The organism is Sphingobium sp. B11D3B, from assembly GCF_025961735.1.
Lineage (GTDB): Bacteria > Pseudomonadota > Alphaproteobacteria > Sphingomonadales > Sphingomonadaceae > Sphingobium.
Window position 1 is genome coordinate 3,025,641 of the sequence record NZ_JAOQOF010000001.1, and the last position, 23,131, is coordinate 3,048,771.

Here is a 23,131-nt window from a genome sequence, read left to right on the forward strand (position 1 = left end):
CTGCGGCCGGACGTCAGGTCCGGCTGGAGACCCAGGTCGCCACGGCATTGGCGACATCGTTGGCGGCGGCGCTGATCGCCGGGGCGACGCCATCTGCGTCGATGCGGCTCACCGGCGCGGAGGCGGTGAACCGCTGGCGCGTCACCGTCAGGCCGTCCGGCGAGAGCATGGTCGCGTCGAACGTGACGACCGCTTCCCGGCGCGTCGCATCGATGCCGAATTCGACCAGATCGCCATTGAGGATGTAGCCGGCGCGGGCGAGATACTGGCCGGGGTCGAGCACCAGGATATTGCTGCGCGACCGGATCGTCTCCGATAGGAGAGACTGGAATTGCCGGGCCGGCGTATCGACCCAGATCGCATCCTTCACATAGGCAAAGCTGGTGCTGTTCTCGCGCACCGCCACGCGCGGGGTCGCGAGGGCCTTCGGCACGTTCGGCACGTCGATGAACAGGGCGGATTCACTGGCACTGGACGCCGATACCCCGGCCGGCACCGTCGCCGTGCTGGCAATGGCGAGCAGCCGGTCGGGCGGCTCGGCACCGAACTTCACGCACCCGGCCGCCGAGATCAGCAGACCCGTGATCAGGGCCGCCCGCGCTGCCTTGCGCATCGCTGCTCCGCTGGTCGCCGGGGCTGTCTGCACGTTCGCTCTGCTGTTGGTCATGGCTTGTAATCCGGCAATTTGGGCGAGCCGATCAAGGCGCCTGCACCCTGTTGTTCAACGGTATCCGTCACAGCCTGAAGCGAACGGGAGACCTGACGCAGATCGCGGACCAGCAAGCCGATTTGCGGCATGGTGTCGCGGGTGAAGGTCCGCATGCCAGGCTGTGCTTCCTTCAGCGTCGCATCCAGCGTTTCCAGAGTGGCGCCGGCATTGCGGATCGTCGTGCGCAGGTCGCGGATGAGGGGACGACCCTCTTCGTTCACCAGCGCATTGGTGTTGTTCGCGGCCTGGGCGAGCGATTCGGCAGCCTTGGAGGCATTTTCGAGCGTCAGCTTGGCTTGTGTAATGGTATCAGCCAGTTCCGGCCCACGCGCGGCGATGTCGCCGGTCAGCTTATCGAGATTCTGCAGGATGCCGGCAATATGCTTCTGGTTGCGATCATCCAGCAGCTCGGTGAGGCGCTCGGTGAGCGTCGTCAGCCGCTCCAGCAGCATCGGGGCGCTGTTGAGCAGCTCGCCGAGCGCTCCGGGTTTGGTCGGGATGACGGGCACGCCTTCCGGGCAGACCGATTGCGCATTGTGCTCCGGACAGACGATCGGCGGTGCGCCGCGTACTGCGCCCTCAAGCTGAATTTCCGAGACGCCGGTAAAGCCCACCCCATTGATCGTCGCGGTCGTGCCTTGCAGGACAGGCGTCGTCCGGCTGACGACGATGCGCACGCGCACGAACTGGGGGTCGCGCTCCCAAAGCTCGATCGACTGGACCTGCCCCGAGGGCACGCCGGCATATGTGACCGCCGACCCACGGGCGATGCCGCTCACCGACTGCTTGAAGAAAATGTCATATTCCTTGCGATCAGATTCGCCGATGCGTGAGAACCAGAAGGCTGCCCCGACCGTCAAGGCCATCAGGAGCAGGACGACCGCGCCCACGAACACATTGTTGGATCGTGTTTCCATCTATTTCCTGCTTTCCCCCAACGGCTTTATGGCGCCGTGGTTCCACCCTGTCCATGTCTGCGGCCGATTGTGCATCACGCGCCTCTCATTTTGGCGCTCTGGCCATGGGCAACGCGCCCGCGCGGCCCGTTGAAATATTCCTGGATCCAGGGATGATCGAGCGCCAGCAACTCGTCGATCGTTCCGACCGCGATGACCTTCTGATCGGCGAGCACGGCAACGCGGTCGCAAATGGCGTGGAGCGTGTCGAGATCGTGCGTGATTAGGAACACGGTGAGGCCCAGCGTCTCCTGCAAGGCCCGCGTCTGCTCGTCGAACGCCGCAGCACCGATGGGGTCGAGCCCTGCAGTCGGCTCATCGAGGAATAGCAAGGCGGGATCGAGGGCCAGTGCGCGGGCGAGGCCGGCGCGCTTGCGCATCCCGCCGGAGAGCTCGGAGGGGAATTTCGGCCCCGCATTATCCGGAAGGCCGGTCATCAGAATCTTGTAGGCGGCGATTTCCTCGCGCAGCTGAACCGGCAGATCGGGATAATATTCGCGCAGCGGCACCTGCACATTCTCGGAGACCGTCAGCGTGGAGAACAGCGCGCCGTTCTGGAACAGGATGCCCCAGCGCTTGCGGATTGCCAGCAATTCCGGGTCAGCAGGGTCGCGGTCCAGCATCTGTTCGCCGAACACCTCGATGGAGCCTGCATAAGGGCTTTGCAGTCCGATGATCGAGCGCATCAGCACCGACTTGCCGGTGCCCGATCCACCCACCACGCCAAGAATCTCGCCGCGCCGCACGTCGAGGTCCAGCCCGTCATGCACGGTCTGGTCGCCGAAGCGATTGACCAGTCCCCGGATGGAGATGACGGGATCGTCACTAGCGCTCATTTCCACCCCAGCCAGGTGAAGAACACCGCGAAGATGGCATCGAGCACGATGACGATGAAGATCGCCTGCACCACAGCGGCCGTGGTGCGTAGGCCGACTTCCTCGGCATTGCCACGCACCTGCAGGCCCTGGAAGCAGCCGGCGATCGCGATGATCAGGCCAAAGACCGGGGCCTTGATGAGGCCGATATAAAGGTCGGTCAGCGGCACGACTTCGCGCAGCCGCTGGAAGAAGGTAACGGGCGGAATATCGAGCGAGACCGCGCACAGGAAGGCACCGCCGATCACCGCCATGACCGAGGCATAGAAGCCGAGCAGCGGCATCATGATGACCGCGGCCATGATGCGCGGCATGACCAGCGCTTCCATGGGCGAGACGCCGATGGTGCGCATCGCGTCCACTTCTTCATTGAGCTGCATCGTGCCGATCTGCGCGGCAAAGGCCGACCCCGAGCGGCCAGCGACCATGATGGCCGTCATCAGCACGCCCAGTTCGCGGAAGGTCAGGCGCCCGACGAGATTGACGGTCAGCACTTCCATGCCGAACTGCTCGAGCTGCACCGACCCTTGCTGCGCGATCACGATGCCGACGAGGAAGCTCATCAGCCCGATGATGAAGAGCGCCGAGATTCCGACGACCTCGATACGCTGGACGACCGCGATGAGACGGATGCGGGAGGGATGCCGCAGCAGCATGAACGATGTGATCACGACGGCGCCCAGAAAGCCGAGCAGGCCGATCATCGTATTGAAGGTCATCCGGGTTGCAACACCCACTTCCTCCAGAATGCGCACGATCGGATGGGGCGGCACATTGCGCGTTTCCAGCGGTTGATCGTTGCGCGAGACGACGTCGAGCAGGCGCATTGCGTCGTCACTGGCGCCGGTGATTTCCGCCTGCGTGCGTTTGGCGAGGCTGTGGACGATCCACGCGCCGATTGTGTCGATCTGGGTGACCTGGGTGAGGTCGATCCGGGCGACATCGCCCTCTATCGCCTCGGTGCGATGGGGCAGATCGCCGATCTGGGCGAGCGCAAGGCTGCCGGTGAAGGCAACCGTCCGGCCTGTTGCATCGTTGCTCTCGATGAGGTCGGCAGATTGCGTCATCTGAGCCACAGTGGGCCAGTTTGCGTTGCACGGCAAGCCGAATTGGACCATCTGGCGGGCCGCAGCCCGAGAGTACAGGGAGACATTGAGCGGTGCAGAGGATCGCGATCTACGACATGGACCGCACGATCACCGTGCGCGGCACCTATGCGGCGTTTCTCACGCATATGGCTCTCTCGCTGGCGCCGTGGCGGCTGATTTTCCTGCCTTTTGCGGGCATCGTCATGCTCGGCTACGTGCTGCGGCTGGTCAATCGTGGCCGGGCGAAGGAACTCAATCAGGCGCTGCTGATCGGGCGACGGGTCAATCGCGAGAGGATCCGCCCGGCCGTGGAGGCCTATGCCGACAAGGTGATTGCGCGCAACATCCGCGCTGGCGCGCTGGCCCAGATCGCGCAGGATCGCGCCTCCGGCTGCCGGCTGGTGATCGCTTCGGCATCCTTCCGGCTTTATGTGGAACCGATTGCGAAGAGGCTGGGCTTTGATGATGTGATTGCTACCGATCATTTCAGCCAGGGTGTCGATTACATCCGGGCACGCATTGCAGGTGAGAACTGCTATGACGTCGCAAAGTTGCGGATGATCGAGGCGTGGATGTCCCGCGAAGGGATTGCCCGGGCCGATGCGCACGTCCGCGCCTATAGCGATCATGTCACTGATGCGCCGCTGTTGGGCTTTGCGGACGAGGGCTATGCGGCCAATCCCCATCGCGCCTTGGCGTCACTGGCGGCGGAAGAGGGCTGGCCCGTTCTTCACTGGTGAAGTTGCGCGGCGCGACACAAGGCAGCGTTGTTTAAGCCGGCAGTCCGATCAACGAAATCTGCCGCCCATAGCCCGGCTCTCCGGCATGGCAGGCGCGACGGTAGGAGAAGAATCGCGCGGGCTGGCTGTATGTGTCCTCGTCGAGCAACGTGACTGTACCGATGCCCGCCTGCGCCAGCCGCGCTCCAACATAGCCGGCAATGTCGAACTGCAGATGGCCAGGGCGGCCCTCGGCGAAAAAGCGCTCGTCATCGGGATCGCGTTCCAGGAACGAGCGCTCGAAACCGGCGCTTACCTCATAGCTCGCCTTGCCGATGCATGGGCCGATGGCGCAGGCGATGGTGGCGCGCGTTGCGCCCAAGGACGTCATGGCGTCTATGGTTGCTTCCGCCACGCCGTTGAGCGCGCCTTTCCATCCCGCATGAGCCGCCCCCACCACGCCATGGGTGGGATCGGCAAAGAGGATCGGCACGCAATCGGCAGTGAGAATCCCCAGCAGCAGCCCGGGGCGCGCTGTCACCAGCGCATCGGCTTCCGGTCGGGCGTCGAGCGGAAAGGCGTTGTCCGCAATGACGACGCGGGCGGAGTGGACCTGATGAAGCGTTACCAGCGTCGATTGCGGCAGCACGGCGTCACGGGCCAGATCGCGATTTGTCAGGACGGCATCGCGTTCGTCATCCGAACCCAAGCCGACATTCAGCCCGGCGTGAATGCCGGTTGAAACGCCGCCGGTGCGCCCAAGAAAGCCGTGGGGTACATCGCCCAGCGCGCCGGCGCGCAGCACTTCGATGCTCATGCGAACCCCGCCGATGCCGGCCAGTCCGGGTGACGCAGGGCGAGGGCCTTGAACAGAGTACCCATCTGATCGGGCTCAACTAACCGGTCGCGCGCGGCGCGCAGATCCTCGGCACGCGCAGGATTTGCGCGGGTAAGCGTGGCTGCGCGCGCATCGATGCCCAGCGCCGTGAGCAGGGCGCCCTGCCCGATGCATGGCTGTGGCCGCAGCCCGTGCGTCCGGCCCACGGCGGCGATCATGCCGAAGTCGACATGGGCGGTCAGGTCACGGGTGCCCGGCGCATCGAGCGGATCGGCAAAGCGGTGCTGGCTCATCGCTTGCAGCGTATCGCCCGATGCCGGTCCCTCATAGCCATAATCGATGGTCAGCAGCGCACCGCCCTGTCGACAGAGCCGCTGTGCGATATCGGCGACGATGGCTTCGGCCGCAAAATTGCGCTCGACCATGGACCCCAACGGCGCGTCGCTGAGCGGGAGAGGAATGTGCTGGCCGCAATCTTCCCAGCCAAGGATGAAAGCGGCGGGCTCGCGCTGCACGAAGCGCTCGCGCCAGCCCGCGCCGGTGCGCTGGAATTGGCGGATCGGCAGCGCATCGAAAAACTCGTTGGCGATGACGATGAGCGGGCGATCATCGGGCAGCGTCGCCACGCTCTCATGCCAGATCGCGCCTGGCACTGCGGCCTGCTGGCGTGCGCGCAGCGTGGGGCTGGTCTCGACGAGATGGACCGGCGGTACGAGCCTGGCTTGGCCCATTGCTCGCAGAGCGTCGGCCGCGAGCGTACCGCGACCCGGTCCCAGTTCGACATAAGCGGCCGAAGGGCCGACGCCCGCGCGCAACGCCAGATCGGCCGCCCAAAGCCCGATCAACTCGCCGAACATCTGGCTAATCTCCGGCGCGGTGATGAAGTCCCCGCGCGCGCCCAAGGGATCGCGCCCGGCATAATAAGCGGCATTGGCTGCCGCCATAAAGTCGTGGAGCGAAAGAGTGTCGCGGCCCTGCCAGATGTCAGGCGACACTGTCCTGCCCGGCAATCGGCTCGACGCGGGTCCGGCGGCCCTTCGCGGTCACCACCAGATAGAGGCCCAGCACCAGCATCGGCAGGGTCAGCCACTGGCCCATATGCAGGCCGGTGCGTTCCGCGAACTCCATCAACTGGGAATCCGCCTCGCGGTAGAACTCGACGAAGAAGCGGGCAGCGCCGTAGCAGAGCGCGGCAATGCCAAACAGCTTGCCGGGCTCGTAGCGGGCCTTGGTCTTCCAGAAGAAAAAGGCGAGGATCGCGAACATCAGCGGCCCTTCCAGCAGCGCTTCATAAAGCTGGCTGGGATGCCGGGGCATGTCGCCCCCGCCGGGGAAAACGATGCCCCATGGCACGGTGGTGACCTTGCCCCACAATTCGCCATTCACGAAGTTGGCGAGCCGGCCGAAGAACAGCCCGAATGGCACGACGCAGGCGATATAGTCCGCCACCCGCAGGAAGGAGAGCTTCTCGCGCCGGGCCATCCACCAGATCGCGGCGATCACGCCGATCGTGCCGCCATGCAGCGACATGCCCCCTTCCCATAGCTTGAAGATGTCGATGGGGTTCTGAAGGATCGACGGCTGATAGAAGAGAATATAGCCGAGCCGTCCGCCCACGATGATGCCGAGCGTGGCATTGAAGATGAAATCGTCGGCATGGCGCCGTGCCATGGGTGCGCCGGGCTGGCGGAGCAGCACAGTTAGATACCAATAACCGATCAGGATGCCGGCGAGATAGGCCAGACTATACCATTTGATCGCGAAGAAGCCGAGATCGAGGGCGACCGGATCGAGCCCGAGATTCTGGAAATAGATGGGCTGAGCAGCGGCCAGGACAGCAAGCGTCAAGTGTTTTCCCCGTCAGTTTTGCGCTGCATAGTGCAAGACGTCAGCAACACCAAGGCCGGAGAATGACAGGCCGCGCTGCAAGCCATATCCTCGGTAGGGAAAGCAGCCCTGGCGGCGAGAGCCTTCTACCGGCCCCGGGCATCGCGGATGCGGCCTGTATCCATGCCAGCGAGTTGTCGCTTGAGGTCTTCCGGCGCCGGCGCGATCAGGAAGCCGAAGCTCACATTGCCCTCGCGCGTTTCCACCACATGATGCAGGCGATGCGCCTGCACGATGCGCTTCATGTACGGCGAGCGGGCCACGTAACGATGCTTTACCCGCTGGTGAACGATGATGTCGTGGAAGCCGAGGTAGATGGCGCCATAAGCGGCGATTCCCGCGCCGACAGCGGTCGCCCAGTTGCCCCAGCCCCCTTGCACGCCGCCGAGCAGCATCAGGATCGAGGGCAGGGCGAAGATCACGAAATAGAGATCGTTGAGCTCCCAATTGCCCTTTCGCGGCCGATGGTGGCTGGCATGCAGAAACCAGCCGGGGCCGTGCATCACCCAGCGGTGCATCACATAGGCAAAGCCCTCCATCAGCGCGACGGTGAGGATGAAGAGAGCGACGAGGCTGAGGAACGACATGGTGCTCCCGCCTATAGGCTTGCGGGGACAGGCTGTGAAGCGAAAGGGCTGCCTTGTCTTGCGGGGAGAGCGCGGGTTAGCATGGCGTCATGATGATCCTCTCACGCCTTCGCCGGCTGACGATGCCCGTCGCCCTGGCCACCCTCTCGGCAACGGCGCTTGCCCCGGCCCACGCCCAGCGATCCGAAGCCGAGATTCAGGCGAAGATCGATGCCGAGCTGGAAGCGATCAACCATGCCGAGGCCGCCGCGCGGGCTGCCGAGGCAGCCGCTGCCCAGCGCAAGGCAGAGGAGGAGGCTGCCAAGGCGCGGGAGGTGGTCGAGACGCAGGTCTTTGAGACCGTGCCGGTCGTCCTGACGACCAGCGCCGGCACCGTCACCCTCGCGATCGAGACGGAGCGGGCGCCGGTGACTGCGGCCAATTTCCTCGCCTATGTCGATGGGAAGAGGCTCGATGGCACGCTCTTCTATCGTGCCTTCAAATGGGAGGATGGCACGCCCGGTGGATTCATCCAGGGCGGGACGCAGAATGATCCAAAGCGCATCCTGAAGCCCGTGCCGCACGAGCCGACCAGCAAAACCGGGCTGAGCCACATCGAAGGCGTTATTTCCATGGCGCAAGGCGCGCCGGGGACGGCGACAGGCGATTTCTTCATCATCGTGGGCGACATGCGCGGCTTCGACGCGATGCAGGATCAGCCGGGTTTTGCCGCTTTCGGCCGGGTGATCGATGGCATGGATGTCATCCGCAGCATCTGGAATGCGCCGCGCAGCGCGACGAAGGGTGACGGCGTGATGAAGGGCCAGATGCTCGAGCCCGCCATTCGTATCATTACGGCTCGGAGGGCCAAGGCCGACTGATCTGGGTCGAGGTCGGGTTGTATGAGCGCGGCCGCTCCATCGTCGTCCATAACAAAAAGGGGCCGCGACGGATGTCGCGACCCCTTTGTTCAGCCGTCTCCCCCCGGTGACGGCTGCACTTTATTCGATCAGAACGCTGCGCCGACCGAGAACACGACCGCTGCGTCGCGGCCGCGAAGCTGGCCGGGCTCGTCGGTGTCGACATAGCGCACGCCGAAGGTCAGCTGCTTCCAGCTGGCGCTCACGCCAGCCGACCAGTCGAACACTTCGCCGTCATCGCCGCCGAGGGCGCTGTCGCTCGTCGCGTAGCCGATGCTGCCGTCAACCGTGAAGGGCGTGCCAGGGATGGCAAGCGACGGAGCAGCTTTGATGTAGAAGGCATCGTTCTTGCCGAGCGCATCCTGCTTCCAGGCATAGTTGGCGGTAACTGCCAGGCCGACCGGGCCGAGCGTGGTCTTGAGCGTCACATAGGGCTCGAAGAAGTCCAGAGCCACGTCAGTGACCGTATCCTTGGGGTAGACATAATAGAGCAGGCCAGCATCGACCGTGACGCCCGGCGTCAGCTCGGTCGAGTAACCGGCGAAGAAGTCGACTTCAGCCGTCACGTTATTGCCCGCGCCGTCCACATTGGGGAAGTCGACGTTTGAGCCCCAGGTGCCGAAGTAGAAACCGCTGTCGTGCGTCACGGTAATGCCGGCCTGGATGGCAGCATTCTGATTCGTCTGCGAGAAGCCGCGGAAGCGGTAGTCGGACACGAGGGTGGCGGAGCCGGAAACGGTCAGGCCGCTGTCATCGTCCTGCGCGAGAGCAGGCGTGGCAGTGGCAAAAATAGCGAGGGCCGAGAGGCCCAGAATGGACTTACGCATGGGATTCCCCTTAACGAGATAAAAATGCGATCGTCCCTGCCTGCAGCGCCGGGCGATCGCTTCATTTTGGATCCGCATTTTGTTGCGGTTGAGCGGACTTGCCGGCAAGCCGCGATCCTGATGCCTCTGTCTTGTGCGACGCACAAGACAGAAACTACACATATGTGTTGCGAACTCATGAAGTGTTGCAGCCGCGCCACGCTGGCTATTGACCGAAACCGTAGGGGAAGCAGGCCCATCTGGAGGTTTCGTCAGACTTGCTCAGGCGCGAAGTGCCCCCATGGGCGGTCAGCCAGGGTGCAGTGCAAGCGGCGGGCGACTCAAGGAGCGGCGTGGTGCTCCATCGCAAGCTGCCAACGCTGAAGCCCCTGTTCGAGGTCTGCAATGAGATCGTCAGGCTCTTCCAGCCCGACATTGATCCGCACCAGCAAACCCTTGGCCTCCCACTGTCGCGCCGTGCGCAGGCTGGCGGGATCGACCGGCAGGGCAAGGCTCTCGAACCCGCCCCAGCTATAGCCGATGCCGAACAGCGTCAGCGCGTCGATAAAGGCCGCGCGGGCCGAGTCGTCGTTGCTCGCCAGTTCGAAAGCAAACAAGCCAGCGCTCCCGGCGAAATCGCGACGCCACGCTGCATGACTGGGGCAGGATGCCAAAGCAGGGTGCAGCACGCGCGCAACTTCGGGCCGCGCTTCCAACCAGCGGGCCAGCGCCAGCGCGCTTTCGCCCTGATGCTTGAGGCGTACGGCCAGCGTCCGCATGCCGCGCAGCACCAGCCAGGCATCGTCCGGACTGACGGTCTGGCCGAGCATGTGGCCGCGCTTGTGGATGGCGGGCCACAGCGCGGCATTCGCGGTGACCGACCCCATCATGACGTCACTATGGCCGCAAAGATACTTTGTGCAGGCGAGGATCGACACATCGACCCCCAGGCCGAGGGCCGGCAGCAGCAAGGGTGTCGCCCAGGTGTTGTCGATCAGCGTGACGATCCCGCGCGCCTTTGCCACCGCGACGATGGCGGGCACATCCTGCACCTCGAAGGTCAGGCTGCCGGGGCTTTCGAGGAAGATGGCTCGGGTATGCTCGGTGCAAAGCGCAGCGATATCGGCGCCGATCAGCGGATCATAATAGACCGTCCGCACGCCGAACTCGCGCAGCATTCCATCGCACATCGCACGGGTCGGGCCATAGACGCTGTCGACCATCAGCAGTTCGTCGCCGGGCTTCAGCACCGCGAGCAAGGCGCCGGCAATGGCGGCGACGCCCGAGGGGTAGAGCATCGTGCCGGCCGCTTCCGGCTCCAACTGGGTGATGGCCTCAGTTAGCGACCAGCTCGTGGGCGCGCCACGCCGGCCATAATAGAGGCGGTGCGGATCGGCGGTCGTGGCGCTGCGCAGATGCGCTACATCCTCATACAATATGGTGGAAGCGCGCCACACAGGCGGGTTGACGATCCCGCCGGGTTGCCCGGGCATCCCGGTCCATTCCGGGCGGCGACCGGCCTGGACCAGTCGTGTGCCCGGGCCAAGAGGTTTTCTGGACTTTCCGTCGTCGCTGGTGCCGCTCATGCCGGACCGACCGCCTTGGGTGTCGCGGGATCGACCCCCCATTCAGACCAGCTCCCGTCGTAGATCCGTACATCCTCCTTGCCCAGCAGTGCTGCGCCGAACAGCAGATTGCAGGCGGTGACGCCACTGCCACAGCTCATGATCAGGGGCTTGTCGAGGTCGACGCCTGCATCGTCAAAGGCTTGGCGCAGCTCATCGCCCTGCTTCCAGCGTCCCTGATCGTCCAGCAACAGGTTCGACGGCAGATTGGCGGAACCTGGAATATGGCCTTCCGCCATGCCGGGGCGTGGCTCGGCGGCGTCACCCCGAAACCGGTCGGCGCTGCGGGCATCCACGACTTGCGCGGCGCAACTCTTCAAATTGGCGAGCACATCGGCCTTGCTGGCAATCGCGCTGTCGTCGCAGGCGGCGGTGAAGGCACCGTTGTTCGACCTGGCTGCCTCGCCTGCTTCGGTCGGGCGGCCTTCTGCCGTCCAGCGCGCCAACCCGCCATCCAAAATAGCAACCTGACGTGCGCCAAAGATGCGTAGCAGCCACCACGCCCGGCCCGCGCTGCTCAGCGGACTATTGTCGTAGATGACGATGCGGTCGTCCTGCCCGATGCCGAGGGCCGCCATCCGCTCGGCGAACTGGGCGTTGGTCGGCACCATCGCGGGGCGTGGATCGCTCGCGTCGTTGAGCGTCGAGAGATCGAGGAACAAAGCGCCGGGAATATGCTGCGCCAGATATTCCGCCTTGGGGTCACGCGGGGTGCCCGGCAAGAAGGCCGTGGCATCGAGGACCTTGAGGTCCGGCGCGCCGAGCGCCTTTGCGAGCCAATCGGTAGAAACCAGCATATCCATGGCGAAGCGTATCCTTGAGGTGGGATGGTTGGCGCAAGGGGTTCGCGCCGGCCACGAATCATATTAAGGCGCGTGGCATGACACTCAAGCATCTCGGTCAGACAAGCGGCCTTCCGGCAAGCCCGGAGGAGGCCGTTCTCGATTATGTGCCCAATCCCCGCAAGGGCCGGCCCTATCTGGTGCGCTTCACCGCGCCGGAGTTCACATCGCTTTGCCCCGTCACCGGCCAGCCCGATTTCGCGCATCTGGTCATCGATTATGTGCCGGGCGAGACGATTGTGGAATCCAAGTCGCTCAAGCTCTTCCTCGGCAGTTTCCGCAATCATGCCGGTTTCCACGAGGATTGCACGGTCGGCATCGGTGAACGGCTGACGGCCGAAATGCAGCCGCTCTGGCTGCGCATCGGCGGCTATTGGTATCCGCGTGGTGGCATTCCCATCGATGTATTCTGGCAGTCCGGTCCGCCCCTGGATGGCGTATGGCTCCCGGTTCAGGATGTCCCCGGCTATCGCGGCCGGGGCTAAGCGGGCGCCCGAGCGAACCGTTATTTGAGCAGTCCGCCCAACACGCCGCGCACGAGACGCCCGACCAGCCCGCCGCTGCTCTTGCGACTCGATCCACCGAGAATCGCCTTGCCGATCTCATTGGCGACCTGCCGGCCCACCGATGAGGCAGCCGAGCGCGTCGCGGACTGAATGGCGCGGTCGAGATTGCTCGGCCTGGCAGCTTCCCGCGCCTGAGCGCGCGCTTCTGCTTCGCGCTGCTTGGCTTCCAGACTGGCCTGCTGTGCAGCGGCCTTGTCCGCCTGGGCTTGTGCCTTGGCTGCATCTGCGGCCGCGGCTGCGGCCTGCGTGCGAGCCAGCAGGATTTCCTCGGCCGATTCGCGGTTGATCGCCTCGTCATATTTGCCGTCGCAGGGCGAAATGGACTGGATGATCGCGCGCTCCTTCGCGTCCAGCACGCCCAGCCGCGAGCGGGGTGGCGCGATCAACGTCCGCTGGACCATCGAGGGCGCGCCATCTTCCTGCAGCAGGGAAACGAGCGCCTCGCCCACGCGCAGTTCGATGATCGCGGTTTCGACGTTGAGAGCTGGATTGGCGCGGAACGTCTCGGCGGCGGCCTTGATCGCCTTCTGCTCACGCGGCGTGAAGGCGCGCAGGGCATGTTGCACTCGGTTGCCGAGTTGCCCCGCCACATCCTCCGGCACGTCGATAGGGTTCTGCGTCACGAAATACACGCCCACGCCCTTGGAGCGGATCAGGCGCACGACCTGCTCGATCTTGTCGACCAGCGCCTTGGGGGCGTCGTCGAAAAGCAGATGCGCTTCATCGAAAAAGAAGACGAGCACGGGCTTTGCAGGGTCGCCGACTTCCGGCAGCGTTTCGAAGAGCTCGGACAGCAGCCAGAGCAGGAAGGTCGCATACAGCTTCGGGCTGCGCATCAGCTTGTCGGCGGCGAGGATGTTGATGAACCCGCGCCCCTTTTCATCGGTGCGGATCAGGTCGCTGATCTCCAGCGCGGGCTCGCCGAAGAATTTGTCGCCACCCTGCGATTCGAGCTGCAAAAGCTGGCGCTGGATGGCGCCGACGCTGGCCTTGGTCACATTGCCATAGCGGCTGGTGAGCATGTCGGCATTGTCGGCGCAATAAGCCAGCATCGCCTGCAGATCGCCTAGATCGAGGAGCAGAAGCCCTTCGTCGTCCGCATAACGAAAGGCGATGGTCAGCACGCCTTCCTGCGTTTCATTCAACCCCATCAGCCGGGCGAGCAGCAACGGCCCCATTTCGGAAATGGTGGCGCGGACCGGATGGCCCTGTTCGCCATAAAGATCCCAGAAGATCGCCGGATTGTCCGAGAAGGCATAGTCAGCCAAGCCGATTTCCTGCGCGCGGGCGATCAACTTGTCGGCGTTCTTTGCCGTCGGCGAGCCGGCCATGGCGATGCCGGACAAGTCGCCCTTCACATCGGCAAGAAAGACCGGAACGCCCTGCGCCGAAAAGCTCTCGGCCAGCCCCTGCAGTGTCACCGTCTTGCCGGTTCCGGTCGCGCCGGCAATCAGGCCGTGCCGGTTGGCGCGACGCAGGACCAGACGCTGCGGTTCGCCGTCGAGACTTTGGCCAATGAAGATGCTCGTGTCGTCGCTCATGCCCGTTCTCCAACCACAGGCCAGAGGTAGCTTGGCAAGGGGAGCAAGAAAAGCGGCACAAACAGAAAAGGGCGCGAGGTCATCGCACCCTTTCACTCTGTCGGGATGCCCGCTTTTACATGCCGCGCAGGCGGATGGGCACGAACGCCGGCGGCGATCCGCGGCGGACCACCTGCAGCAGCACGGCATTGCGGCCGGCATCCTTGGCGGCCTGCGCGGCCTTGCCCAGTTCTGCCTCGCTGGTGACCGGCTGGCCATTGGCCGTGGTAATGACGAAGCCACGGCGCAGCCCCTTCTGTCCGGCGTCGGTCGCGGGGTCGACAGCCGTCACCACCACGCCGCGCGTATCCGCTGGCACGCCGAGCTGGCGGGCGATGGCGGGCGTCAACGACTGGACGGCGATGCCAAGCAATTGCTGCGAGGCTTCCTTGGTGGCCTGGGCATCCTGGTCCGAGAAATCGTCCTCGGCCGGCTGGCTGAAGTTCGCCAGTTCCTCTTCCGCCGGACGCTCCTCGATCGTCGCGCGAATGGTCATGCGCTTGCCATTGCGGATCAGCTCGATCGGCACGCTGGAGCCAACCGGCAGATTGGCGACGATGTAGGACAGCGTCTCGTCCGGATTCACCTCGCGATCGTTGACCTTCACGATGACATCGCCAGCCTTGATGCCGGCCTTGTCGGCAGCGCGGCCCGGCTCGACGCCATGCACAAACTCGCCGCGGTTGCGGGGCAGGCCAAGCGAATCGGCCATGTCTTCGGAAAGCTGGCCGATCTGGATGCCGAGATAGCCGCGCGTGATGGTCTGGCCCTTGCGCAGCGTCTCGATGATCGGGACAGCCTGCTCGGCCGGGATCGCAAAGCCGATGCCGATATTGCCGCCGGTGGGCGAGAGGATCTGGCTGTTGATGCCGATCACATTGCCGTTCATGTCGAACATCGGGCCGCCGCTATTGCCCTGGTTGATCGAAGCGTCGGTCTGGATGAAGCGCTCGCCGCCGCCGGTATTGCGGTGGAGCGCGGAGATGATCCCGGCGGTGACCGTGCTGCCGATGCCGAAGGGATTGCCGATGGCGATCACCCAGTCACCCACGCGGGCACGGGTCGAATCGCCGAACTTCACGAACGGCAGCGGCTTGGTGGTGGAGATCTTGAGCACGGCAAGGTCAGAGCGCGGATCGGTGCCGATCAGCTTGGCCTCATATTCCGTGCGGTCGGGCAGGGTGACCGTGATCGAGTCGACCCGCGCGCCCCGCGCACCGGGCGCGATCACATGGTTGTTCGTGACCACATAACCATCTGCCGAGATGATGAAGCCCGAGCCGAGCGACTGCGCCTGGCGCGTCTGCGGCTGGTCGCCCGAGCCGAACAGGGCGCCGAACGGCGTGCCTGCGAACGGGTTCTGCACCTGCACGCGCTGGCGGGTGGAAATATTCACCACGGCCGGCTGCAGGCGCTGCGCCATGTCGGCGAAGCTCATTGGCGCGCCGCGCGGCGCGGCTGCGGCCATATTCTCGTTCTGCGCGGTCTGCGCGACGACGGTGGATGAATTGGATGTCAGGGCAATGGCGGTGCCGCCGAGGAGGAGGGCTGCGGTAATAGCATAAGCGTAGCGCACGAAGATGTTCCTCTTCTCTTCATCTTTCGCCGGGTGTTCCGGAACGGAAGGCCCGGAGCCGGGGAGTGACCCACCGGCCATGGAATCGCCCGGATGAACGGGCATTGAATGGTCAGGGCGCGACGTAAAGACGCCGCGCCCTCAATCAGCCTTAGCGCCCCCGGAACTGGCGGAGATAGTCGTTGTCCGTGGATAGGACGGCGCTGGTTTCGCCGGGCGCAGTTTCGGCAAAGGTCGTCCGGTAGGACTGCATGGCGCGATAGAAATCGTAGAACTGCGCGTCCTTGCCGAAGCTGGCGGCGTAGACCTTTGCTGCGGCGGCATCGGCATCGGCGCGGATCAGCTGTGCGCGCCGGGCACCCTCTGCGCGGATGGTCAGCGCCTCCTGCTCGCGCGCGGTGCGCATCCGCTGGAACGCGCTCTGCAGCGGCGTGCCGTCGGGCAGGTCTGCGCGCATAATCCGCACGTCGATGATCTCCGCGCCATATTGCCGCGCGACCCGGTTCAGGCTGGCGGTGATGTTGTTCATCACCTCGCTGCGTTCCGGGCTGAGCAACAGGTCGAAGCGGCGGCGGCCCAGCTCGTTACGCAGGGCCGAACCCAGGATCGGGCGCAGCGCGTCCTCAACCCGGGTCTCGCTACCGGCCGAGATGAACATGCGCCGGGGGTCGACGATGCGGTAGCGTGCAAAGGCATCGACCTGCAGGCGCAGCTGATCGGTGGAGAGCACCTGCTGGCGCTCCATGGCGACCGACTGCACGCGCTTGTCGATCCACACGACCTGATCGACGAACGGCAGCCGGACCTTGAGGCCGGCACCGGTGTTCCCGAACACCTCATTGGGCTTGTAGGCATTGTAGATGCGGACCGGTTCGCCGAAGCGCAGCACGACGGCCTGCTTGGTTTCCGGCACGATCGAGAAGGTGCTGGCCAGCAGGATCAGGCCGACAGTCGCCAGAACGGCCAGCAGGATGGGGTTGCGCAAGGAGAGGTTCATTGTGCGCCTCCCTGCTGCTGGGCTTGCGGCTGTGCGGGCGTCTCCACGCTCACATTCGCACGGGGGCGAAGGGCTGGGAGCGGCAGATAGGGCGTCACACCGGGGGTTTCGACAATGGTCTTGTTCACGCCGGAGAGCACACTTTCCATGGTTTCATAATACATGCGGCGACGCGTCACGTCGGGTGCAAGGCGATACTCCTCATACACCTTGTCGAACGCGGCGGCCTCACCCTGTGAGCGGGCAGAGAGCTGCTGCGCATAAGCGCGGGCCTGATTGAGATAGGTTTCGGCAGCCTGCTGCGCAGCGCTGACTTCCTTGAAGGCATCGTTCACGGCAGCTGGCGGATCGGCCTGCTTGATGGCGACGCCCTGAATGCGCACGCCCGCGCCGTAGCTGTCGAGAATCTGCTGCATCCGCTCCTGCACCTGTGCCTCGATGGCATTCCGCCCGGCGCCGAGCGCGTCGGTCAGCGAGACTGTCGCCACCACTGCGCGCATGGCGGATTCGGAAACGGCGGTGATCGTTTCCTCAGGATTGGCGATCTGGAAGAGATATTGCTGCGGGTCGCGGATATTCCAGCGGACAGAATAGCCCAGATTGATGATGTTCTGGTCCCCGGTGAGCACCAGCTTCTCTGACTCATCGCCCGCCGAGCCGAGATCGACGGTGCGGATCTCTTCGACGTCGAGGATGGTCACATTTTCGAGCGGCGCCGGCAGCGACCAGTTGATGCCGGGGCCAAGGGTGCGGCTGTAGCTGCCCAGGATGGAGACGATGCCGCGCTCTTGCGGGCCGATCCGGTGAATGCTGGTGGTTGCGATCCAAAGCACGACGATGGCGATGGCGGCATAGAACCAGATGGCGCGCCCGCCGGGGCTGCGCGGCGTACCGCCTTGGCCGCCGAAGCTGTCCCGCGCGCGGCGCATCAGTTCATCGATTGCGCTCGGACCGCGCGAATCCGCGCTACCCCGGTCATCCCGGGGCGGTGGGGTCCACGGGTTGCGCGGACCTTCCTTGCCTTTGCCGGAAGACGGCTCCTCGCCCTGCGTGCCCCAAGGACCACCTTCGCTCATTGGCAAAGTCTGGCCGGGATTTTCCATCAATTCCTTACTCATGCCGTGGTTATAGGGACGGTCTTTGCGGAAATACAGGGCCGTGCTGCGATAATTGCCCCTTAGTGAGGGCGTATTCGGGCGCTCTTCGATTCACAAAACAGTCGGCATGTTCTAGAGCGCCCGCATGACTGACTCTCCGATCGATGATGCGTCCGCCCTTCCTCCCGCTCTGACCGCCCGGATCGAAGGCTTGGCTGCGGGCCGCGCCGGGGGACTTCGCCTGCGCGACAATGTCCTTAGCCTGGTGCTGGATGTGAGCGGAATGGACGCAGAGCAGCGTGATTCCCTTGCTGCGCAACTCGTTGCCGCGGGGACCAGCGAATTCGGTCTGGAGGATGTCCGGGTCGCGATGACGGCGGAACGCGCCGCGCGCCCTACGATCATCGCGGTGGGGTCGGGCAAGGGCGGGGTCGGCAAGTCGACGCTTTCGGTGAACCTCGCCGTCGCCCTCAAGGCGCTCGGCAAGCGTGTCGGCATGGTGGATGCGGACATTTATGGCCCCTCTCTGCCCCGCCTGCTGGACAGCGAGGATGCCAAACCCAAGGCGGAAGGCAACCGCCTGTTTCCGGTGCAGAACGCCTATGGCATCCCGATGCTGTCCATGGGGCATCTGGCCAAAAAGGGGCAGGCGATTGCCTGGCGTGGGCCGATGGCCGGCAATGCCTTGGGGCAGTTGCTGGATGCGGATTGGCAGGGCATCGACCTTCTGGTGGTGGATTTGCCACCGGGCACAGGCGACGTGCAGCTTACCATGATCCAGCGCTACAAGCCGGCCGGGGCGGTGATCATCTCCACGCCGCAGGATCTGGCGCTGATCGACGCGACGCGCGCGGTCAGTTTCTTCGATCAGGCGAAGGTGCCGGTCATCGGCATGGTGGAGAATATGGCGGGCTATGTCTGCCCGCATTGCGGTGAGGTGTCCGATCCGTTTGGGTCCGGCGGAGCGGAAGCGAGCGCCGCGCAAATGGGTCTGCCGTTCCTCGGGCGCGTGCCGCTGGATATCGCAGTCCGCACCGCATCGGATGCGGGCAAGCCGCCCGCTGCGGATGAGGGCGTGGCTGGCCAGCCGTTCCGCGCCATTGCCGAGCGCGTCGCCCGCTGGCTCGATCGAAACGGGTCGGGCGCCACGGCCGGTTGATGCGGACGCCGCGCAACAGGATGGGCAGCAGCGGCGGCGTAGAGAAGTCCGGCAAGGGGCTTCGTTCATCCATCAACCGCCGAACGCTCCTGATCGGGGCTGCGGCAGGCGGCGGACTGGCCCTGGCCTGGGGGCTCTGGCCGCGCGATTATGCGCAAACCGCCGATGCGACGGAGAGCGAGACCGCGTTCGGCGCGTTCCTGAAGATCGACCGGAACGGGCAGGTCATCGTCATGGTGCCGCAAGCGGAGCTTGGGCAGGGCGTCTTCACACTGTTTGCGCAACTCGTTGCGGACGAGCTCGGCGCTGACTGGCGCACCGTCGCGGTCCAGCCCGCGCCGCCCGGACCGCTTTACGCCAATCCCACGCTCCTGCGGCAATGGTTCTCCGGGCCGGTCACCGAGCAGTTCGGGGATCTGAGCGATCGGGCGATCGCGGAATATGCGCGTCGGTATAATCTGGTCCTGACGGGCGGGGCGACCTCGGTTGCCAATTTCCGCGACACGTTGCGCGAGGCCGGTGCAACCGCGCGGGTGCTGCTCTGCATGGCGGCGGCCGATCGCTGGGGCGTCGGCTGGGAAAGCTGCGACATTGTCGCGGGGATTGTCAGCGATGGGACGAACAAGGCGCGGATCGGCGCGCTGGCCGAAGAGGCCGCCGCTTTCACGCCGCCCGATCCGCTGCCCTTCCGGCCAGAAGGGCGCGAGGATGCCTTGATCGGCACCGAAGCACCCCGGTTGGATGTGCCGGCGAAGATCGACGGCTCGGCCAATTACGCGGCCGACATTCGGTTGCCGGACATGATCTACGCCTCGATTCGGCAGGGGCCGGTCAACGCCGTCGCGCTCGAATCGATCAACGAGGCGGGGGCGCGCGCGGCGCCTGGCATGATTGACATCGTGCGGGAGGCAGGCTGGGTCGCGGTGACCGGCCGCACCTGGTGGGCGGCGAATCAGGCGTTGAGCCGGCTCGATCCCGTGTTCCGGCTCGATGGGCCGGAGCTGGACGACGCAGCCATCGATACCGCGCTGGAAGCCGCGTTCGAGAGCGGCCAAGGCGGGCGCTATTTCCGCCGGGGTGATCTGGAGCCGGTCTTTGCCGGTGCGCAGGTCGTCAGCGCCGTCTACGATGTGGCGCCAGCGCTGCATCTCGCGCTCGAACCCATGGCGGCGACGGCGCGCGTACGGCCGGAGGGCGTGGAGCTGTGGATGCCGACGCAGGCCCCGACACTGGCCCGCGATGCCGTGGCAAAGGCACTGGGCGTGTCAGCCCGCGACGTGACAATTTATCCCTTGTTCGCGGGCGGCTCTTTCGGGCTGAAGATGGAGGTCGATGCCGGAGTCCAGGCAGCGCTCATCGCCCGCGCCGCCAATGCGCCGGTGCAACTCATGTGGTCACGCGCGGAGGACATCATCCGCGATTATCCGCGGCCGCCGGCCCGCGCGCGGATGGTTGTTAAGCTGGGGCCGACCGGTCTGATCGAGGGCTGGTCCGCGAAGGTTGCGGCACCCGCCACGCTGGCCCAGCAGTGGCGACGGATCGCGCATGGCCGCACTCGGGAGGAGGCGCGGGCCGACACAGCAAACAAGGCCGACGCTCTGGCTGTCTCCGGTATGGACCTGCCCTATGCGATTCCCAATTTCGCGGTTGATCATTTCCCTGCCGACCTCGCGCTGGCGACCGGTCGCTGGCGGGGCAATGCGGACAGCTATGGCTGCTTCTTTTCCGAGAGCTTCATCGACGAACTGGCGGTGGTCTCGCAGGTCGAGCCGCTTTCCTTCCGGATGCAGTTGCTCGGCAACAATCCCCGTCTGGCGCAATGCCTCACCGCCGTCACCGCCCTTGGCGATTGGCAGGGCGGCGTGCCGGGCAGCGGTCAGGGCATCGCCTGCCACAGCATGGCTGGCGGCCACATCGCGGTGCTGGTGGAGGCCGGCTTGTCGCAGGGACGGGTCGCGGTGAAGAAAATCTGCGCGGTCGCCGATTGCGGGAAGCTGATCAATCCGGGGATCGCCCGTCAGCAGATCGAAGGGGGGCTGATCTTCGGCCTCGCCATGGCGCTCGGTGGGGCGCCGGCCTATGCCGGATCGTTGCCAGCCGGTCTGCAGCTTGGCGATTATGCCCTGCCACGCATGGCGGATGTGGGGGAGGTGAGCGTGGAATTCATCGACAGCAGCGCGGCCCAGTCCGGCCTTGGGGAAATCGGCGTGCCGGCGGTTGCGCCAGCGCTCGCCAGTGCGCTGGCGACGGTCACGGGGCGGCGCTACCGTCGCTTGCCGGTCATGGGAGAGGATGGATGAACGAATCGCAGGTGACGGGCAGCGCCATCGGTGCTCAAGGGGGCCGGGTGGCCGTGCTGGTCGTCAATCTCGGTACCCCTGATGCGCCGACGCCGGCAGCGGTGAAGCGCTATCTGCGCGAGTTCCTGTCCGATCCGCGCGTCGTCGAGATTCCGCAAGCGGTCTGGCAGCCGATCTTGCGCGGTGTCGTGCTCAATGTGCGCCCGCGCAAGTCGGCGCATGCCTATCAGCAGGTGTGGACGGATGACGGCTCTCCGCTGGCGATGCACACGCGGGATACGGCGCGGGGCCTGCGGGTCATCTGGGGGGATGCGATCACGGTCGACTGGGCGATGCGCTATGGCGCGCCATCCATTGCCGACCGGCTGACCGCGCTGAAAGAGAGCGGCCACGAGCGCATTCTCATCGCCCCGCTCTATCCCCAATATTGCGGCGCCACGACCGCGAGCGTGATGGATGCGGTCGGTCAGGCGCTGGAAGCGATGCGGTGGCAGCCCGCCATCCGCACCCTGCCGCCCTATTTCGACGATCCCGCCTATATCGAGGCATTGCGCGCCCGCACGCAAAGCCAGCTGGCGGCCCTGCCATTCGCCCCGGATCGCCTGCTGGTGAGCTTCCACGGCATGCCCAAGCGCACCCGCGAGTTGGGCGATCCTTATTATGCGCAATGCGTGGAGACGGCCCGCCTGCTCGGCGAGGCACTGGGGCGTGAGATCATCGTCACCTTCCAGTCCCGCTTCGGCCCTGCCAAATGGCTGGAGCCGGCGACGGACACTGTGCTCGAGGGACTGCCCGGCCAAGGCGTGCGCTCGGTCGCAGTGATGACGCCCGGCTTCTCGGCGGACTGCCTGGAGACGCTTGAGGAAATCGCCCTGCGCGGCAAGGAGAGCTTCGTCGCCGCGGGTGGCGAGCATTTCGCCTTTTTGCCCTGTCTTAACGCTCAGGCGGACGCTATTGCCATGTATCGGCAGCTTCTCGGGCGAGAACTTGCCGGCTGGGTAGGGCCGTCCAGCATTTGACCGAACCCTTGATGACGCGCAGGAGAGGCATTGAATGAGCAGAGTAGCGATCGTGACCGGCGGAACCCGCGGTATCGGCGAAGCAATCAGTCTGGCACTGCGCGAAAAGGGGTTTGAGGTCGCTGCCAACTATGCTGGCAATAGCGAGCGCGCCAAGGCCTTCACGGACAAGACCGGCATTCGCTCCTACGCGTGGGACGTGGGCGATCATCAGGCCTGCCTGGATGGCTGCGCCCAGGTCGCGTCCGATCTCGGGCCGATCGACGTCGTGGTCAACAATGCCGGCATCACGCGCGACGGCGTGCTCATGAAGATGAGCTTTGAGGACTGGAACGAGGTGATGCGCATCAACCTCGGCGGCTGCTTCAACATGGCCAAGGCCACCTTCCCCGGCATGCGCGAGCGGGGCTGGGGCCGCATCGTCAACATCGGCTCGATCAATGGGCAGGCTGGCCAATATGGCCAGGTGAACTATGCAGCCGCCAAGTCGGGCATCCACGGCTTCACCAAGGCGCTGGCTCAGGAAGGCGCCAAATATGGCGTCACCGTCAACGCCATCGCGCCGGGCTATATCGATACCGACATGGTCGCCGCTGTGCCGGCGGCGGTGCTGGAGAAGATCGTGGCCCGCATTCCCGTCGGGCGTCTGGGCCATGCGGAAGAGATCGCGCGGGGCGTTGCCTTCCTGTGCAGCGAGGATGCCGGGTTCGTGACCGGATCGACCCTGTCGATCAACGGCGGCCAGCACATGTATTGAGCCGGGCGGTGGAAGAGACGCCACCGCTTTATGCCGGCCCGGTCAAGCGCAGCATGACCATTGCTGGCCATACCACCTCGATCAGCCTGGAGCCTGTCTTCTGGCGAGCGCTGGAAAACAGCGCTCGCGCAGTGGACCTGCCGCTCAGTGCGCTGGTCGCCCGCATCGATGCCGAGCGGATTCAACAGAGCGAGCCGCCCAATCTTGCCAGCGCGATCCGGTGCTGGTTGTTGGTGCGCGCAGGATAAA

Annotated in this window: 23 protein-coding genes; 8 read left to right on the forward strand and 15 right to left on the reverse strand. The window is 65.1% G+C overall.

The features are described 5' to 3' along the window. Positions 1 to 13: 13 nt before the first annotated feature. The 4 genes from M2333_RS13990 to M2333_RS14005 form a co-directional block, all read right to left on the reverse strand. Positions 14 to 667 (reverse strand): ABC-type transport auxiliary lipoprotein family protein, encoded by a 654-nt coding sequence (locus tag M2333_RS13990; RefSeq protein WP_264612183.1) that lies wholly within the window; start codon positions 665 to 667, stop codon positions 14 to 16. Next, positions 664 to 1,626 carry an MlaD family protein gene (locus M2333_RS13995; protein ID WP_264612184.1) on the reverse strand — a complete coding sequence of 321 codons (963 nt, stop codon included), beginning with the start codon at positions 1,624 to 1,626 and terminating at the stop codon, positions 664 to 666. Before M2333_RS13995 ends, M2333_RS13990 begins: the two co-directional genes overlap by 4 nt. 74 nt (positions 1,627 to 1,700) lie before the next feature. Continuing rightward, positions 1,701 to 2,501, reverse strand: coding sequence for an ABC transporter ATP-binding protein (locus M2333_RS14000; protein ID WP_264571668.1), 801 nt, complete (start codon positions 2,499 to 2,501; stop codon positions 1,701 to 1,703). Further along, a complete protein-coding gene (locus M2333_RS14005; protein ID WP_264612185.1) occupies positions 2,498 to 3,607 on the reverse strand; it encodes an MlaE family ABC transporter permease in 1,110 nt (369 codons plus the stop codon). The genes M2333_RS14000 and M2333_RS14005 overlap by 4 nt, the downstream gene beginning before the upstream one ends. Positions 3,608 to 3,723: 116 nt before the next feature. On the opposite strand from M2333_RS14005, the gene M2333_RS14010 reads away from it, so the two are divergent. After that, positions 3,724 to 4,368, forward strand: a complete 645-nt coding sequence (locus tag M2333_RS14010; RefSeq protein ID WP_264612631.1) for an HAD family hydrolase — start codon at positions 3,724 to 3,726, stop codon at positions 4,366 to 4,368. A 31-nt stretch (positions 4,369 to 4,399) separates the two neighbouring features. Here M2333_RS14010 and pgeF read toward each other — a convergent pair whose 3' ends face one another. The 4 genes from pgeF to M2333_RS14030 form a co-directional block, all read right to left on the reverse strand. Beyond that, on the reverse strand, positions 4,400 to 5,164 hold the full coding sequence (gene pgeF / locus M2333_RS14015; protein ID WP_264612186.1) for a peptidoglycan editing factor PgeF: 765 nt from the start codon (positions 5,162 to 5,164) through the stop codon (positions 4,400 to 4,402). Next, entirely contained in the window at positions 5,161 to 6,180 is a 1,020-nt protein-coding gene (locus M2333_RS14020; RefSeq protein WP_264612187.1) for a class I SAM-dependent methyltransferase, read from the reverse strand. Before M2333_RS14020 ends, pgeF begins: the two co-directional genes overlap by 4 nt. Beyond that, positions 6,170 to 7,033 carry a prolipoprotein diacylglyceryl transferase gene (gene lgt / locus M2333_RS14025; protein WP_181561114.1) on the reverse strand — a complete coding sequence of 288 codons (864 nt, stop codon included), beginning with the start codon at positions 7,031 to 7,033 and terminating at the stop codon, positions 6,170 to 6,172. Before lgt ends, M2333_RS14020 begins: the two co-directional genes overlap by 11 nt. 125 nt (positions 7,034 to 7,158) lie before the next feature. Beyond that, positions 7,159 to 7,659, reverse strand: coding sequence for a sterol desaturase family protein (locus M2333_RS14030; protein ID WP_264612188.1), 501 nt, complete (start codon positions 7,657 to 7,659; stop codon positions 7,159 to 7,161). Between the two features lie 314 nt (positions 7,660 to 7,973). Between M2333_RS14030 and M2333_RS14035 the strand changes: the two genes are divergently transcribed. Further along, positions 7,974 to 8,519, forward strand: a complete 546-nt coding sequence (locus M2333_RS14035) for a peptidylprolyl isomerase (protein WP_264612632.1) — start codon at positions 7,974 to 7,976, stop codon at positions 8,517 to 8,519. Between the two features lie 128 nt (positions 8,520 to 8,647). Here the strand turns inward: M2333_RS14035 and M2333_RS14040 are convergent, their stop codons facing one another. The 3 genes from M2333_RS14040 to sseA all read right to left on the reverse strand — a co-directional run bounded on the left by M2333_RS14040 (position 8,648) and on the right by sseA (position 11,792). Continuing rightward, positions 8,648 to 9,385 carry a TorF family putative porin gene (locus M2333_RS14040; protein ID WP_264583848.1) on the reverse strand — a complete coding sequence of 246 codons (738 nt, stop codon included), beginning with the start codon at positions 9,383 to 9,385 and terminating at the stop codon, positions 8,648 to 8,650. A 320-nt stretch (positions 9,386 to 9,705) separates the two neighbouring features. Further along, positions 9,706 to 10,950, reverse strand: coding sequence for a cystathionine beta-lyase (metC, locus tag M2333_RS14045; RefSeq protein WP_264612189.1), 1,245 nt, complete (start codon positions 10,948 to 10,950; stop codon positions 9,706 to 9,708). Continuing rightward, positions 10,947 to 11,792 carry a 3-mercaptopyruvate sulfurtransferase gene (gene sseA, locus M2333_RS14050; protein WP_264612190.1) on the reverse strand — a complete coding sequence of 282 codons (846 nt, stop codon included), beginning with the start codon at positions 11,790 to 11,792 and terminating at the stop codon, positions 10,947 to 10,949. The genes metC and sseA overlap by 4 nt, the downstream gene beginning before the upstream one ends. 77 nt (positions 11,793 to 11,869) lie before the next feature. On the opposite strand from sseA, the gene queF reads away from it, so the two are divergent. Next, entirely contained in the window at positions 11,870 to 12,316 is a 447-nt protein-coding gene (gene queF, locus M2333_RS14055; protein WP_181561119.1) for a preQ(1) synthase, read from the forward strand. A gap of 20 nt (positions 12,317 to 12,336) precedes the next feature. Here queF and M2333_RS14060 read toward each other — a convergent pair whose 3' ends face one another. The 4 genes from M2333_RS14060 to hflK form a co-directional block, all read right to left on the reverse strand. Further along, positions 12,337 to 13,938, reverse strand: coding sequence for a DUF853 domain-containing protein (locus M2333_RS14060; protein WP_264612191.1), 1,602 nt, complete (start codon positions 13,936 to 13,938; stop codon positions 12,337 to 12,339). 115 nt (positions 13,939 to 14,053) lie between these two features. Then, positions 14,054 to 15,553, reverse strand: a complete 1,500-nt coding sequence (locus M2333_RS14065) for a DegQ family serine endoprotease (protein WP_264571679.1) — start codon at positions 15,551 to 15,553, stop codon at positions 14,054 to 14,056. A gap of 151 nt (positions 15,554 to 15,704) precedes the next feature. Then, on the reverse strand, positions 15,705 to 16,550 hold the full coding sequence (hflC, locus tag M2333_RS14070) for a protease modulator HflC (protein WP_264571680.1): 846 nt from the start codon (positions 16,548 to 16,550) through the stop codon (positions 15,705 to 15,707). After that, complete coding sequence (gene hflK, locus M2333_RS14075; RefSeq protein ID WP_264583843.1) at positions 16,547 to 17,668, reverse strand: FtsH protease activity modulator HflK; 1,122 nt, start codon at positions 17,666 to 17,668, stop codon at positions 16,547 to 16,549. Before hflK ends, hflC begins: the two co-directional genes overlap by 4 nt. Positions 17,669 to 17,792: 124 nt before the next feature. On the opposite strand from hflK, the gene M2333_RS14080 reads away from it, so the two are divergent. Genes M2333_RS14080 through M2333_RS14100 form a run of 5 tightly spaced genes read left to right on the forward strand, consistent with a single transcriptional unit; the run spans position 17,793 to position 23,130 of the window. Next, complete coding sequence (locus M2333_RS14080; RefSeq protein WP_181561124.1) at positions 17,793 to 18,806, forward strand: Mrp/NBP35 family ATP-binding protein; 1,014 nt, start codon at positions 17,793 to 17,795, stop codon at positions 18,804 to 18,806. A gap of 20 nt (positions 18,807 to 18,826) precedes the next feature. Further along, the gene (locus M2333_RS14085) at positions 18,827 to 21,106 is read left to right on the forward strand and encodes a xanthine dehydrogenase family protein molybdopterin-binding subunit (RefSeq protein WP_264612633.1); all 2,280 of its coding nucleotides are present in this window, start codon (positions 18,827 to 18,829) and stop codon (positions 21,104 to 21,106) included. Further along, entirely contained in the window at positions 21,103 to 22,125 is a 1,023-nt protein-coding gene (gene hemH, locus M2333_RS14090; protein ID WP_264612192.1) for a ferrochelatase, read from the forward strand. Before M2333_RS14085 ends, hemH begins: the two co-directional genes overlap by 4 nt. A 34-nt stretch (positions 22,126 to 22,159) precedes the next feature. Beyond that, complete coding sequence (gene phbB, locus M2333_RS14095; protein WP_181561125.1) at positions 22,160 to 22,882, forward strand: acetoacetyl-CoA reductase; 723 nt, start codon at positions 22,160 to 22,162, stop codon at positions 22,880 to 22,882. A gap of 8 nt (positions 22,883 to 22,890) precedes the next feature. Then, positions 22,891 to 23,130, forward strand: a complete 240-nt coding sequence (locus tag M2333_RS14100) for a ribbon-helix-helix domain-containing protein (protein ID WP_264583839.1) — start codon at positions 22,891 to 22,893, stop codon at positions 23,128 to 23,130. Position 23,131 lies beyond the last annotated feature (1 nt).

What these genes read in the sequence shown, in the direction of transcription:
- M2333_RS13990 (WP_264612183.1), bottom strand. Translation starts at nt 667, where the DNA reads ATGACCAACAGCAGAGCGAACGTGCAGACAGCCCCGGCGACCAGCGGA.
- M2333_RS13995 (WP_264612184.1), bottom strand. Translation starts at nt 1,626, where the DNA reads ATGGAAACACGATCCAACAATGTGTTCGTGGGCGCGGTCGTCCTGCTC.
- M2333_RS14000 (WP_264571668.1), bottom strand. Translation starts at nt 2,501, where the DNA reads ATGAGCGCTAGTGACGATCCCGTCATCTCCATCCGGGGACTGGTCAAT.
- M2333_RS14005 (WP_264612185.1), bottom strand. Translation starts at nt 3,607, where the DNA reads ATGACGCAATCTGCCGACCTCATCGAGAGCAACGATGCAACAGGCCGG.
- M2333_RS14010 (WP_264612631.1), top strand. Translation starts at nt 3,724, where the DNA reads ATGGACCGCACGATCACCGTGCGCGGCACCTATGCGGCGTTTCTCACG.
- pgeF (WP_264612186.1), bottom strand. Translation starts at nt 5,164, where the DNA reads ATGAGCATCGAAGTGCTGCGCGCCGGCGCGCTGGGCGATGTACCCCAC.
- M2333_RS14030 (WP_264612188.1), bottom strand. Translation starts at nt 7,659, where the DNA reads ATGTCGTTCCTCAGCCTCGTCGCTCTCTTCATCCTCACCGTCGCGCTG.
- M2333_RS14040 (WP_264583848.1), bottom strand. Translation starts at nt 9,385, where the DNA reads ATGCGTAAGTCCATTCTGGGCCTCTCGGCCCTCGCTATTTTTGCCACT.
- metC (WP_264612189.1), bottom strand. Translation starts at nt 10,950, where the DNA reads ATGAGCGGCACCAGCGACGACGGAAAGTCCAGAAAACCTCTTGGCCCG.
- sseA (WP_264612190.1), bottom strand. Translation starts at nt 11,792, where the DNA reads ATGGATATGCTGGTTTCTACCGATTGGCTCGCAAAGGCGCTCGGCGCG.
- queF (WP_181561119.1), top strand. Translation starts at nt 11,870, where the DNA reads ATGACACTCAAGCATCTCGGTCAGACAAGCGGCCTTCCGGCAAGCCCG.
- M2333_RS14060 (WP_264612191.1), bottom strand. Translation starts at nt 13,938, where the DNA reads ATGAGCGACGACACGAGCATCTTCATTGGCCAAAGTCTCGACGGCGAA.
- hflC (WP_264571680.1), bottom strand. Translation starts at nt 16,550, where the DNA reads ATGAACCTCTCCTTGCGCAACCCCATCCTGCTGGCCGTTCTGGCGACT.
- hflK (WP_264583843.1), bottom strand. Translation starts at nt 17,668, where the DNA reads ATGAGTAAGGAATTGATGGAAAATCCCGGCCAGACTTTGCCAATGAGC.
- M2333_RS14080 (WP_181561124.1), top strand. Translation starts at nt 17,793, where the DNA reads ATGACTGACTCTCCGATCGATGATGCGTCCGCCCTTCCTCCCGCTCTG.
- M2333_RS14085 (WP_264612633.1), top strand. Translation starts at nt 18,827, where the DNA reads ATGGGCAGCAGCGGCGGCGTAGAGAAGTCCGGCAAGGGGCTTCGTTCA.
- hemH (WP_264612192.1), top strand. Translation starts at nt 21,103, where the DNA reads ATGAACGAATCGCAGGTGACGGGCAGCGCCATCGGTGCTCAAGGGGGC.
- phbB (WP_181561125.1), top strand. Translation starts at nt 22,160, where the DNA reads ATGAGCAGAGTAGCGATCGTGACCGGCGGAACCCGCGGTATCGGCGAA.